Origin of the sequence: Streptomyces kurssanovii (assembly GCF_040677245.1) — a bacterium.
Classification (GTDB): domain Bacteria; phylum Actinomycetota; class Actinomycetes; order Streptomycetales; family Streptomycetaceae; genus Streptomyces; species Streptomyces kurssanovii.
Genome location: NZ_JBFAQK010000005.1, coordinates 106,435 through 119,246 on the forward strand (window position 1 = coordinate 106,435; position 12,812 = coordinate 119,246).

A 12,812-nucleotide genomic window follows, 5' to 3' on the forward strand; every position below is an offset into this window, starting at 1 on the left:
GGGGACCCCCACCGGACCCCCGCGCCTCAAACGCCGGCGAGGCTGGAGTCGCCCGGCTACGCCGGAGCCGCCGGCGAGGGTGAGGCCCCCGGCCCCCGCGCCTCAATCGCGGCGGGGCTGGAGTTGCCGGGCAACGCTGGAGCCGCCGGCGGGGCGTGAGTTGCCGGCGTGGCTGATTTCGCGGAGTGAAAGCTTCCGCCGCCGGGGCACGGCTGGAGTGCCACGCAGCGGCATGTCCAGCCCGCCCGGGGGCACCTCGCACGGCCGCCAGGCCGCAGGGGGGCTTGAGGGCCCCGCCCGCAGGGCGGTGAGGGGTCCGGGGCTTGCCCCGCCACGGGGGCCGCGCATCGGTGCAGCGGGAACGGGCAGGGTGGGGAAACGCCCGCGCAGCGGCCCCGACACTCGCGTGCCGCGAATTTGCGGCACCCGCGCAGCATATTGCGCGCACCAGGCCGTTCCGGCCGGCCCATATCCTGGGACACCCAAGTGCAGCGAAGCCCCGGAGGTGCCGTCTTGAGCGCGTCGCAGATCCCCGTCATCGTCCTCGCGGGCTTTCTGGGATCCGGTAAGACGACCTTGCTCAACCACCTGCTGCGGACCAGCCGCGGCACCCGGATCGGCGCGATCGTCAACGACTTCGGGTCGATCGAGATCGACGCGATGACGGTTGCCGGACAGCTCGGCGACTCCACCGTCTCCCTCGGCAACGGCTGCCTCTGCTGTGCCGTCGACGCGAGCGAGCTGGATGTCTTCCTCGACAAGCTCACGCGGCCGGCCGTCGGCCTCGATGTGATCGTCATCGAGGCGAGCGGGCTCGCCGAACCGCAGGAGCTGGTGCGGATGTTGCTGGCCAGCGAGAACGAACGGATCCTGTACGGCGGTCTCGTCGAGGTCGTCGACGCGGCCGAGTTCGAGCAGACCCGTACACGGCACCCGGAGATCGACCGGCACCTCGGCGTCGCCGACCTGGTCGTACTGAACAAGGCCGACCGGGTCGGTGAGACCGCCCTGCGCGGGCTGCGGGAGCGGATCACCGGTCTCGCCGGCCGGGCCGCGGTGATCCCGGCGTCGTACGGGCGCGTCGACGCCGAGCTGTTCTTCGAACCGCGGCCGCCGTCGGAGCGCGTCGGCCAGCTCTCCTTCGACGATGTCCACGACGACGACCATGAAGCCCACGCCCAGGCCCACGACTGCGGCGGCAGCGGTCACGGCGGCCACCTGCACGCCACCTACGAGAGCGCCTCGTTCACCTCGGACGACCCGCTCCATCCGCGCCGGCTGCTGGACTTCCTCGACTCACGGCCGGAGGGCCTCTACCGCATCAAGGGGTTCGTCGACTTCGGCGCCCTCGATCCCCGTAACCGCTACGCCGTCCACTCCGTCGGCAGGTTCCTGCGTTTCCGTCCCGAGCCCTGGCCGCCGGGTGGCGGCGGGCGGCAGACACAGCTGGTGCTCATCGGGTCAGGCATCGACGCCCCCGCCCTGCTGGCGGAACTGGACGCCGCCCGCGTCACCGGCGAGCAGGACGTCCCGGAGGAGCACAGCATGTGGGGAATCCTGCGTTTCGTACGCGACGAGTCCTCGGACGACCCGTCCGACCTCCGGTCCGGCATCCCGTCCGACGAACCGTCAGACCACCCGTTCGAGGATCTCCTGGCGAGCGACCGTCCGGACTGACCCGCGAGGGATCGGCCCGGACGGCCGTGGTTCCACGTCACGAAGACGTGGCAGGCACCGCCCTAGCTCGCCGGGCCCGCCAGTACCGCCACCGGCGACGCGAGAGGCGTGCCGGAGCCGTCGCGCCGGGGGTCCATCTCCGGCAGCTCCGCCGGCTCGCCGTTCTTCTGCGCCGCTCTGGCCGGTGCCGCGCCCGCCCAGGCCAGGAGCAGCACGTCCTCGCCCTTCAGGAAACGCTGGCAGCGCACGCCGCCCGTGGCCCGCCCCTTGCGGGGGTACTGGTCGAACGGTGTCAGCTTCGCCGTCGCGATCGAGTCGTCCAGCGTCCCGTGCGAACCCGCGACGGTGAACACCACCGCCTCGCCCGCCGGATCCACCGCCGTGAACGAGATGACCTCGGCGCCTTCGGCGAGTTTGATGCCGGTCATGCCGCCCGCAGGGCGGCCCTGCGGCCGCACCTGGGAGGCCGGATAGCGCAGCAGCTGGGCGTCGGAGGTGATGAAGACCAGGTCCTCGTCGCCGGTGTGGAGCTCGGCGCCGCCGACGATCCGGTCCCCCTCCTTGAGGGTGATGACCTCCAGCTCCTCCTTGTTGGCGGGGTAGTCGGGCACCACACGCTTGACCACACCCTGGAGCGTGCCGAGCGCGAGGCCCGGCGACGACTCGTCGAGCGTCGTCAGACAGACGAGGGTCTCGTCGGCCTCCAGCGAGAGGAACTCGGCGACCGGAGCGCCTCCGGCGAGGTTCGGCGTGGTGGCCGTGTCCGGCAGCTGGGGCAGATCGATCACCGACAGACGCAGCAGCCGCCCGGCGGACGTCACCGCGCCCACCTCGCCACGCTGCGTCGTGAGCACGGCGGAGACGATCACGTCGTGCTTGGAGCGCCGGCTGCGTCCGTCGACCAACGGCTCACCGGTGGCCGTGCGGGCCAGCAGGCCGGTGGAGGAGAGCAGCACCCGGCACGGGTCGTCCGCCACCTGGAGCGAGGCCGCCGGCGCGGGCGTGCCCGCGGACTCCAGCAGCACCGTGCGCCGCGGGGTGCCGAACTTCTTCGCCACGGCGGCGAGTTCGGAGGAGACCAGCTTGCGCAGCTCGGCGTCCGACTCGAGGATGCCGGTCAGCTCGTCGATCTCGCCGTTCAGCCGGTCGCGCTCGCTCTCGAGCTCGATGCGGTCGAACTTGGTGAGCCGGCGCAGCGGGGTGTCGAGGATGTACTGCGTCTGGATCTCGCTCAGCGAGAAGTGCTCGATCAGCCGCTCCTTGGCCTGGGCCGAGTTGTCGCTGGAGCGGATGAGCCGGATGACCTCGTCGATGTCGAGGAGGGCGACGAGCAGGCCCTCGACCAGGTGCAGCCGGTCCCGGCGCTTGGTCCGCCGGAACTCGCTGCGCCGGCGGACGACGTCGAAGCGGTGGTCGAGGTAGACCTCGAGCAGTTCCTTCAGCCCGAGCGTGAGCGGCTGGCCGTCGACCAGGGCCACGTTGTTGATGCCGAAGGACTCCTCCATCGGCGTCAGCTTGTAGAGCTGCTCCAGGACGGCCTCGGGGATGAAGCCGTTCTTGATCTCGATGACCAGGCGCAGGCCGTGCTGCCGGTCGGTGAGGTCCTTGACGTCGGCGATGCCCTGCAGCTTCTTCGACCCGACCAGGTCCTTGATCTTCGCGATGACCTTCTCCGGGCCGACCGCGAAGGGCAGTTCCGTGACGACCAGGCCCTTGCGGCGGGCGGTGACGTTCTCCACGGAGACCGTGGCACGGATCTTGAACGTGCCGCGGCCGGACTCGTACGCGTCCCTGATGCCGGTCAGGCCGACGATGCGGCCGCCCGTCGGCAGGTCGGGGCCCGGCACGTGGCGCATCAGCGTCTCGAGGTCCGCGCCGGGGTGTCTGATGAGGTGGCGCGCCGCCGCGATGACCTCGCCCAGGTTGTGCGGGGGCATGTTGGTGGCCATGCCGACCGCGATGCCGGACGCGCCGTTCACCAGGAGATTCGGGTAGGCGGCGGGCAGCGCGACGGGCTCGCGCTCCTGGCCGTCGTAGTTGGACTGGAAGTCGACCGTGTCCTCGTCGATCGACTCTGTCATCAGGCTGGTGGCGTCGGCCATCCGGCACTCGGTGTACCGCATGGCGGCCGGCGGGTCGTCGTTGCCCAGGGAGCCGAAGTTGCCGTGGCCGTCGACCAGCGGCAGGCGCATCGAGAACGGCTGCGCCATGCGCACGAGGGCGTCGTAGATGGAGGCGTCGCCGTGGGGGTGCAGCTTGCCCATGACTTCGCCGACGACGCGCGCGCACTTCACATAGCCGCGGTCGGGGCGCAGGCCCATCTCGTTCATCTGGTAGACGATGCGGCGGTGCACCGGCTTCATGCCGTCGCGTGCGTCCGGAAGGGCCCGGGAGTAGATCACCGAGTACGCGTACTCGAGGAAGGAGCCCTGCATTTCGTCCACCACGTCGATGTCGAGGATGCGCTCCTCGAAGTCGTCCGGCGGTGGGGTCTTCGTGCTGCGGCGGGCCATCGCGGCTGCTGCTCCTTCACGTACCAGTTGGGCGTCTGACGCCGACCATTGTGGACCGTCCCGCTGACAACACCGACCGCGACCCATGTTCGACCCCGCCCCGCGGGTGGAACGGCGCAGATCGCGGCCCGGGAACTTCGCCAGGTGTCAGCACGCTTGCATACAGTGGCAGGTCTGGCAGCACCTCTTAGTTTTCGCGATCGAAGGGACGTACATGCCCATGGGTCACACGGCCACAGCGCCGGCCGGTTCCGGCGGCCTGACAGCGACCGAGCACCGCCTGGCCAACGGCCTGCGCGTGGTGCTCTCCGAGGACCACCTGACCCCGGTCGCCGCGGTCTGCCTCTGGTACGACGTCGGTTCCCGCCACGAAGTCAAGGGCCGTACGGGACTCGCCCACCTCTTCGAGCATTTGATGTTCCAGGGCTCGGCACAGGTGAAGGGGAACGGACACTTCGAGCTCGTCCAGGGGGCCGGCGGCTCGCTGAACGGCACCACCAGCTTCGAGCGGACCAACTACTTCGAGACGATGCCGACGCACCAGCTGGAGCTCGCGCTCTGGCTCGAGGCCGACCGCATGGGCTCGCTGCTGACGGCCCTCGACGACGAGTCGATGGAGAACCAGCGCGACGTCGTCAAGAACGAACGCCGCCAGCGGTACGACAACGTGCCCTACGGCACGGCCTTCGAGAGGCTGACCGCCCTCGCCTACCCGGAGGGCCACCCCTACCACCACACCCCGATCGGTTCGATGGCCGACCTGGACGCGGCGACCCTCGAGGACGCCCGCGCCTTCTTCCGCACCTACTACGCGCCCAACAACGCGGTGCTGTCGGTCGTCGGCGACATCGATCCGCAGCAGACGCTCGCCTGGATCGAGAAGTACTTCGGGTCCATCCCCTCCCACAGCGGCAAGCAGCCGCCGCGTGAGGGCACCCTCCCGGAGAACATCGGCGCGCAGCTGCGTGAGGAGATCGTCGAGGAGGTTCCCGCCCGCGCCCTGATGGCCGCGTACCGCCTCCCGCACGACGGCACCCGCGAGTGCGACGCCGCCGACCTGGCGCTGACCGTCCTCGGCGGCGGCGAGTCGTCCCGCCTGCACAACCGCCTGGTGCGCCGTGACCGGACGGCCGTCGCGGCCGGGTTCGGCCTGCTGCGGCTGGCGGGCGCCCCGTCGATGGGCTGGCTGGACGTGAAGACGTCCGGCGGTGTCGAGGTGCCGCAGATCGAGGCTGCCGTCGACGAGGAGCTGGCCCGGTTCGCGGCCGAGGGCCCGACGCCGGGGGAGATGGAGCGCGCCCAGGCCCAGCTGGAGCGCGAGTGGCTGGACCGTCTCGGCACGGTCGCGGGCCGCGCCGACGAACTCTGCCGATACGCGGTGCTGTTCGGCGATCCGCAGCTGGCGCTCACCGCCGTCCAGCGGGTGCTCGACGTGACCGCGGAGGAGGTGCAGGCGGTCGCCAAGGCCCGGCTGCACCCGGAGAACAGGGCGGTGCTGGTCTACGAACCGGTCGCCGAAGAAGAGACCGACGCGGCCGACGGACACGAGCAGGAGGGGACGGACCAGTGAGCGACGCTGCCGTGACCATGGAGTTCCACCCGCAGCCGACCCCGGGCACCGCCCGGCCCTGGGCCTTCCCGGCCCCCGACCGCGGCACGCTGGACAACGGACTGACGGTGCTGCGCTGCCACCGTCCCGGCCAGCAGGTGGTGGCCGTCGAGATCTCGCTCGACGCCCCGCTGGACGCCGAGCCGGAGGGCCTCGACGGCGTCGCCACGATCATGGCGCGCGCCCTGTCGGAGGGCACCGACAAGCACTCCGCGGAGGAGTTCGCCGCGGAACTGGAGCGTTGCGGCGCCACCCTGGACGCGCACGCCGACCACCCCGGCGTCCGGGTCTCCCTCGAGGTGCCGGTCTCCCGGCTGCACAAGGCGCTCGGGCTGCTCTCCGAGGCGCTGATCGCACCCGCCTTCGAGGCCGGCGAGGTCGAGCGGCTGGTCCGCAACCGCCTGGACGAGATCCCGCACGAGACGGCGAACCCGGGCCGCCGGGCAGCCAAGCAGCTCTCCAAGGAGCTCTTCCCGGCCTCGCTGCGCGTCTCCCGGCCGCGCCAGGGCACGGAGGAGACGGTCGCGCGGATCGACGCGGCCGCCGTACGCGCCTTCTACGAGGCGCATGTGCGGCCCGCCACCGCCACCGCGGTGATCGTCGGCGACCTCACCGACATCGACCTGGACGCCGTCCTCGGCGACACGCTCGGGGCGTGGACGGGCGACAAGGCGGACCCGCGTCCGGTGCCCACGATCACCGCCGACGACACCGGCCGGGTGGTCATCGTCGACCGCCCCGGTGCGGTGCAGACACAGCTGCTCATCGGCCGCGTCGGCGGCGACCGCCACGACCGTGTCTGGCCCGCCCAGGTGCTCGGCACGTACTGCCTCGGCGGCACGCTGACCTCCCGCCTGGACCGGGTGCTGCGCGAGGAGAAGGGCTACACCTACGGTGTGCGCGCCTTCGGCCAGGTGCTGCGCTCCGCTCCGGACGGCTCCGGCGCCTCGATGCTCGCCATCAGCGGCTCCGTGGACACGCCCAACACCGGTCCGGCGCTCGAGGACCTGTGGAAGGTGCTTCGCACGCTCGCCGCCGAGGGGCTCACGGACGCCGAGCGGGACGTCGCCGTGCAGAACCTGGTGGGCGTCGCCCCGCTGAAGTACGAGACGGCGGCGTCCGTCGCGGCCACGCTGGCCGACCAGGTCGAGCAGCACCTCCCGGACGACTACCAGGCGCAGATGTACGTCCGGCTGGCGGAGACGGGCACCGTGGAGGCGACCGCGGCGGTCGTCAACGCCTTCCCGGTCGACCGGCTGGTGACCGTGCTCGTCGGCGACGCGTCGCAGATCGAGGAGCCGGTGAAGGCGCTCGGCATCGGTGAAGTGAGGGTTGTCACGGGCTGATACGGGAGCCGCCCGGCCCCGGCGACTCAAGAAACGAGCAATCCGCACGAACAGGACCCCGGCTTCGAATCGTTTGCCGGGGTCCTGCTCTATGTCCGATTTGCAGGCTTGAGTGCCTGTCTGCCCTGTGGCATGCGCTACAAAACGGGCTGTCTGTTTGGTGATTGACGAATGGGTTGCCTAGCGTCGGTCCGGCTGTCCGCCTGAAGATCGTCGCGCCCGCGGCATCGGGCAGCCATCGCCGAGTCCCCGTCAGGCGCGAGCCTGGGGAGCCGGGGACCCACGCAGTCCCTGGGGTGAATCGGCCGTCCTTCGCCCGTGCGGAGGGGGCCGTAGGAGACCTTCCTGCTCCGAACCCGTCAGCTAACCCGGTAGGCGAGAAGGAAGGAAAGGACCAGCCTCTTCATGGCGTTCACCCGTGCCACCGGGAAGCATCGTGCCCCGAGCCGCCTGACGCGCAGGAGCGCGAACCTGGCCGGCGTCGCCGCCCTCGCCACCACCGGCGTCATCGGAACCCTCGCCTCCCCGGCGCTCGCCGCTGACACCGAGGCCCCGTCCGTCGAGGACACCGGCCTCACCCAGATCGTCTCCATGGGGTCGCTCGCCGACGAGATAGCCGACCAGGCCGCCGCCCAGGAGAGGGAGGCCCAGGAGGCCGCCGCCAAGGCCAAGGCGCAGGCGAAGGCCGAGGCAGAGGCGAAGGCGGAGGCCAGGCGCAAGGCCGAGGCGCGTGCCAAGGAGGCCCGCGAGGCCAAGGAGCGCGCCGCCCGTGAGGCCGAGCGCAAGCGGCTGAACTCCTTCCGGCTCCCCATCGCCGGTTCGTACGTCACCACCGGCTACAAGACCGGCGGCGCCCTGTGGTCCTCCGGCAGCCACTCCGGCGTCGACTTCCGTGCCGCCTCCGGCAGTTCCGTCGTGTCCGTCGGTTCGGGCACCGTCGTCGAGGCCGGCTGGGGCGGCGCGTACGGCAACAACGTCGTCATCCGGATGAACGACGGCACGTACACCCAGTACGGCCACCTGTCGTCCATCAGCGTCTCCGTCGGCCAGCAGGTCACCCCGGGCCGGCAGATCGGCCTGTCCGGCTCGACCGGCAACTCGACCGGCCCGCACCTCCACTTCGAGGCCCGGACCACCGCCGAGTACGGCTCCGACATCGACCCGGTCGCCTACCTCCGCTCGCACGGCGTCAACGTCTGACCCTCGGCGCCCCGCGTCCCGCGCCTCAAGTCCGAAGGCCCCCGGCTCCCCGCCGGGGGCCTTCGGCGCATTCCACGGCGTTTCGCCCATTGAGTGATTACCGTCTCCGTCAAGAGACTTCCATGGTTTTCGTCCTGGCGTCGGAAAACCGCGTTGATTGCAATAGAGTCACGGGAACACGCGTCAATCGGCTGCGTTTCGCTCGGATCAATGCGGAGGTTCGGTCATGCGTATTCCCGCGCACTCGGTATGCACGGCGATCCGCGACGACATCGTCTCCGGGGTCTACGAGCGCGGCAGCCGGCTCACCGAGGAGCAGCTGGCCCGCCGCTACGGGGTCTCCCGCGTCCCGGTGCGCGAGGCGCTGCGCACCCTGGAGTCGGAGGGTTTCGTCGTGACCCGCCGGCACGCGGGCGCCTGTGTGGCGGAGCCGACGGAGCGGGAGGCCGCCGACCTCCTGGAGATCCGCATGCTGCTGGAGCCGCTGGGCGCGGCGCGCGCCGCGCAGCGCCGCACGGAAGCGCATCTGCGGGTGCTGCGCGGCCTGGTGAGACTCGGTCAGGAGCGGGCCCGCCGGGGGCAGGGCGAGGATCTGCGCTCGCTCGGCTCCTGGTTCCACGAGACACTCGCCCAGTCCTGCGACAGCCCCGGGCTGACCGCGCTGCTGACCCAGTTGCGGCACAAGATCGCCTGGATGTACTCGGTGGAGCAGCCGCTCGCCCCGGTCGAGTCGTGGGCGGAGCACGGTGCGATCGTCGACGCCGTGGCCCGCGGTGACGCGGAGCGTGCGCGCGCGCTGACGGCCGCGCACGCCGAGCGTGCCGCCGCGGCCCACCGGCTGCGCCGCACCGTACGGGTGAGGACTTCGCAACATGCCGTAAACACCACGAGCGGCCGGAATTAACAGAGGGCGTATACAAAAGAAGGCGTGATGGGGTCGGCCATTTCTCCGCATTCCTTTTCTGTCCGGGCCCGGAACGCGGAATGCGGAATACGGTCTTAAATGCAGAACCGCGGCGCTCCGGACCCGGAACGCCGCGGCTTTTCTGTGAATGGCGGCGGGCGACAGGGCCCGCCGGGCTCAGACGGTCTCGGGAAGCTCGTCGAGACCCTCGGCCACCAGCTTGGCCAGGCGGTCGAGCGCCGCCTCCGCGCCGTCCGCGTCGGAGGCGAGGACGATCTCCTCGCCACCCTGGGCGCCCAGGCCGAGCACAGCGAGCATCGAGGCCGCGTTGACCGGCTTGCCGTCGGTCTTGGCGATCGTCACAGGGACGCCGGCAGCCGTCGCGGCACGGACGAAGATGGACGCGGGGCGGGCGTGAAGGCCCTCGGCCCAGCCGACATTGACGCGGCGCTCAGCCATGGTGTTGCCCTTCAAGTCTTAGCGGGTTGTCTAGACCAGTCTCTCATGTGTCCCGGCGTGCTCCCCGCCCACCCTGCCGGGGGTGCGGACCGCCGTCGGCCCCCTCAGACTGCCCGCGCGCAACCGCCTTCGCGACCGGTGGCCCGCGCGTAGGCTTTCCCCCATGCAGACCTCGCAGGAGCACGCTTACCCCGCTCACTGGGAAGCAGACGTGGTGCTGCGCGACGGCGGCACCGCCCGGATCAGGCCCATCACCCCCGAGGACGCCCACCGGCTGGTCAGCTTCTACGAACAGGTCTCCGACGAGTCGAAGTACTACCGCTTCTTCGCCCCCTACCCGCGGCTCTCCGACAAGGACGTCCACCGGTTCACGCACCACGACTACGTCGACCGGGTCGGACTCGCGGTCACGGTCGGCGGCGAGTTCATCGCCACCGTCCGCTACGACCGGATCAACGCGCAGGGCCGGCCGGCGAGCGCCCCCGCGGACGAGGCGGAGGTCGCCTTCCTCGTCCAGGACGCGCACCAGGGGCGCGGCGTCGCGTCCGCGCTGCTCGAACACATCGCGGCGGTGGCACGGGAGCGGGGCATCCGGCGCTTCGCCGCGGAGGTGCTGCCGGCCAACTCCAAGATGATCAAGGTGTTCCGCGACGCCGGATACACACAGCGGCGCAGCTTCGAGGACGGATCCGTCCATCTGACCCTCGACCTCGAACCGACGGCGGAGTCCCTCGCCGTGCAGCGCGGACGCGAGCAGCGCGCCGAGGCACGCTCGGTCCAGCGGCTGCTCGCGCCCGGCTCCGTGGCCGTCGTCGGCGCGGGCCGGCTGCCCGGCGGCGTCGGGCGCACCGCGCTGCGCAACCTCCTGGACGGCGGATTCACCGGCCGGGTGTACGCGGTCAACCGCGCGTTCCCGCAGGACCAGCGCGAGATCGACGGCGTGCCCGCCGTGCGCTCGGTCGGTGAGATCGCGGAACCTGTCGATCTGGCGATCGTCGCCGTCCCGGCTGAGCGGGTGCCCGACGTCGTCGCGGACTGCGGCGAGCACGGTGTGCAAGGGCTCGTGGTGCTGAGCGCCGGATACGCGGAGAGCGGCCGGGCCGGAAGGGAACGCCAGCGCGAGCTGGTGCGGCAGGCCCGGTCGTACGGAATGCGGATCATCGGGCCCAACTCGTTCGGGATCATCAGCACCTCGGACGCCGTCCGGCTCAACGCCTCCCTGGCCCCCGAGGCCCCCGTGCCCGGGCGGATCGGCCTGTTCACCCAGTCCGGGGCGATCGGCATCGCGCTGCTCTCGGGACTCCACCGGCGTGGTGCGGGCCTGTCCTCGTTCATCTCCTCCGGCAACCGCGCGGACGTCTCCGGCAACGACTTCCTGCAGTACTGGCACGAGGACCCGGACACCGACGTCGTCCTGATGTACCTGGAGTCCATCGGCAACCCCCGCAAGTTCACCCGCCTCGCCCGACGGACCGCCGCGGTCAAGCCGGTCGTCGTGGTCAAGGGAGCCCGGCACAGCGGCAGCGTGCCGCCGGGCCACGCGGTGCCGTTCACCCGTATCCCGGACGCGACCGTCGGGGCGCTGCTGCGCCAGGCGGGAGTGATCCGCGTCGACACGGTCACCGAACTCGTGGACGCGGGCCTGATGCTGGCCGGGCAGCCGCTGCCGCGCGGGCCGCGGGTGGCGATCCTCGGCAACTCGGAGTCGCTCGGCCTGCTCACCTACGACGCCTGCCTGACGGAGGGCCTGCGTCCGCTCCCGCCGCGCGACCTCACGACGGCGGCCACACCCTCGGACTTCCGCGCGGCCCTGGCGGAAGCCCTGGAGGACGACGGGTGCGACGCCGTGGTCATCACGGCGATCCCCTGGGTCGGCGAGAACGGCGTCACGGAATCGGGCGACGGCGAGGTCCTCGCCGCGGCCCTCCGCGACGCGTCGGCCACCGCTCCGGCCAAACCCGTGGCGGTCGTCCACGTGGAAATGGGCGCCCTGGCCGACGCCCTCGCGGCGGCCGCCAGCACCGCCCCGCCGTCCGACCACTCCGGGCGGGCCGACACCGCCGAACGCGACGGTGATCACGGGCCGGCCCGCCCCGGCGCGGCGACGGCGGCGACGCTGAGCGAGGTACCCCGTCCGGACGGTGTCCGGCCCGGGTCCGCGGCCACCGGCGGCACGGAGGCCGCCGACGACAGCGACCCGTCGTCGCCCGGCGCCGACACCCGCCGGATCCCCGCCTACCCCGCCGCCGAGCGCGCCGCGCGGGCCCTCGCCGAGGCCGTGAGGTACGCCCAGTGGCGACGGCAGGCCGCGGAGCCCGGCCGGGTCCCTGTGTACGACGACATCGACGAGGCCGGAGCCGCCGCGCACATCGAGCGGCTGCTCGCGGCGGCGGACGACGACAGGGGATTCACCCTCGCCGCGGCCGACGCCCACGCGCTCCTCGCGCGCTACGGCGTCCATGTGCGGCCGACCCTGCCCGCTCCCGACCCGGGCGCCGCCGTGCAGGCCGCCGCGCGGCTCGGCTACCCGGTCGCGCTCAAGACCACCGCCCCCCACCTGCGCCACCGCGCCGATCTCGGCGGCGTACGCCTCGACCTGGCCGACGAGACACAGCTGCGCCAGGCGTACCGCGAGCTGACGGAGACGTTCGGCAAGCCCGCGGAGCTCCAGCCGGTGGTGCAGGCCATGGTGCCGCGTGGTGTGGACACGGTCGTGCGCGCCGCCATCGACCCCGCCGTCGGAGCCGTGCTCTCCTTCGGGCTGGCCGGTGTGGCCTCCGAGCTGCTCGGCGACACCGCGCACCGGCTCGTTCCCGCCACCGACCGTGACGCGGGCGACCTGATCCGCACCATCCGCGCGGCGCCGCTGCTGTTCGGCTGGCGCGGATCCGCGCCGGTCGACACCTCCGCGCTCGAGGAACTGCTGCTGCGCGTGTCGCGACTGGTCGACGACCACCCGGAAGTGGTCGGCATCAGCCTCGAGCCGGTCGTCGTCGCCCAGCACGGCCTCACCGTGCTGGACGCGTCCGTACGGCTGGCGCCGCCGCCGCCCCGAAGCGATCTCGGCCCCCGCCGGCTCCCCAGCTACTGAGCGCCCGGTGCCC

General features: G+C 71.9%; 8 protein-coding genes and 1 riboswitch. Of the genes, 6 read left to right on the forward strand and 2 right to left on the reverse strand.

The window, feature by feature from the left end:
• The first annotated feature begins 513 nt into the window (after nucleotides 1-513).
• Nucleotides 514-1,677, forward strand: coding sequence for a CobW family GTP-binding protein (locus AB0K36_RS06385; protein WP_364589076.1), 1,164 nt, complete (start codon nucleotides 514-516; stop codon nucleotides 1,675-1,677).
• A gap of 62 nt (nucleotides 1,678-1,739) precedes the next feature.
• Here the strand turns inward: AB0K36_RS06385 and AB0K36_RS06390 are convergent, their stop codons facing one another.
• On the reverse strand, nucleotides 1,740-4,190 hold the full coding sequence (locus AB0K36_RS06390; protein ID WP_364589079.1) for a DNA gyrase/topoisomerase IV subunit A: 2,451 nt from the start codon (nucleotides 4,188-4,190) through the stop codon (nucleotides 1,740-1,742).
• A gap of 214 nt (nucleotides 4,191-4,404) precedes the next feature.
• Between AB0K36_RS06390 and AB0K36_RS06395 the strand changes: the two genes are divergently transcribed.
• The 4 genes from AB0K36_RS06395 to AB0K36_RS06410 all read left to right on the forward strand — a co-directional run bounded on the left by AB0K36_RS06395 (nucleotide 4,405) and on the right by AB0K36_RS06410 (nucleotide 9,249).
• The gene (locus AB0K36_RS06395) at nucleotides 4,405-5,760 is read left to right on the forward strand and encodes a M16 family metallopeptidase (protein ID WP_364589082.1); all 1,356 of its coding nucleotides are present in this window, start codon (nucleotides 4,405-4,407) and stop codon (nucleotides 5,758-5,760) included.
• On the forward strand, nucleotides 5,757-7,145 hold the full coding sequence (locus AB0K36_RS06400; protein ID WP_364589084.1) for a M16 family metallopeptidase: 1,389 nt from the start codon (nucleotides 5,757-5,759) through the stop codon (nucleotides 7,143-7,145). Before AB0K36_RS06395 ends, AB0K36_RS06400 begins: the two co-directional genes overlap by 4 nt.
• A gap of 229 nt (nucleotides 7,146-7,374) precedes the next feature.
• Nucleotides 7,375-7,537, forward strand: a riboswitch (cyclic di-AMP (ydaO/yuaA leader).
• A gap of 13 nt (nucleotides 7,538-7,550) precedes the next feature.
• A complete protein-coding gene (locus AB0K36_RS06405; RefSeq protein ID WP_364589087.1) occupies nucleotides 7,551-8,345 on the forward strand; it encodes a M23 family metallopeptidase in 795 nt (264 codons plus the stop codon).
• 226 nt (nucleotides 8,346-8,571) lie between these two features.
• The gene (locus AB0K36_RS06410) at nucleotides 8,572-9,249 is read left to right on the forward strand and encodes a GntR family transcriptional regulator (protein WP_189474712.1); all 678 of its coding nucleotides are present in this window, start codon (nucleotides 8,572-8,574) and stop codon (nucleotides 9,247-9,249) included.
• Nucleotides 9,250-9,426: 177 nt separating this feature from the next.
• Here the strand turns inward: AB0K36_RS06410 and AB0K36_RS06415 are convergent, their stop codons facing one another.
• A complete protein-coding gene (locus AB0K36_RS06415) occupies nucleotides 9,427-9,708 on the reverse strand; it encodes an HPr family phosphocarrier protein (protein WP_364589090.1) in 282 nt (93 codons plus the stop codon).
• A 163-nt stretch (nucleotides 9,709-9,871) separates the two neighbouring features.
• Here AB0K36_RS06415 and AB0K36_RS06420 point away from each other — a divergent pair, with 163 nt between their 5' ends.
• Nucleotides 9,872-12,799 (forward strand): bifunctional acetate--CoA ligase family protein/GNAT family N-acetyltransferase, encoded by a 2,928-nt coding sequence (locus tag AB0K36_RS06420; RefSeq protein WP_364589093.1) that lies wholly within the window; start codon nucleotides 9,872-9,874, stop codon nucleotides 12,797-12,799.
• The last annotated feature ends 13 nt before the right edge of the window (nucleotides 12,800-12,812 follow it).

Coding starts and splice junctions, on each gene's coding strand:
- AB0K36_RS06390 (WP_364589079.1), bottom strand. CDS start 4,190: ATGGCCCGCCGCAGCACGAAGACCCCACCGCCGGACGACTTCGAGGAG.
- AB0K36_RS06395 (WP_364589082.1), top strand. CDS start 4,405: ATGCCCATGGGTCACACGGCCACAGCGCCGGCCGGTTCCGGCGGCCTG.
- AB0K36_RS06405 (WP_364589087.1), top strand. CDS start 7,551: ATGGCGTTCACCCGTGCCACCGGGAAGCATCGTGCCCCGAGCCGCCTG.
- AB0K36_RS06410 (WP_189474712.1), top strand. CDS start 8,572: ATGCGTATTCCCGCGCACTCGGTATGCACGGCGATCCGCGACGACATC.
- AB0K36_RS06415 (WP_364589090.1), bottom strand. CDS start 9,708: ATGGCTGAGCGCCGCGTCAATGTCGGCTGGGCCGAGGGCCTTCACGCC.
- AB0K36_RS06420 (WP_364589093.1), top strand. CDS start 9,872: ATGCAGACCTCGCAGGAGCACGCTTACCCCGCTCACTGGGAAGCAGAC.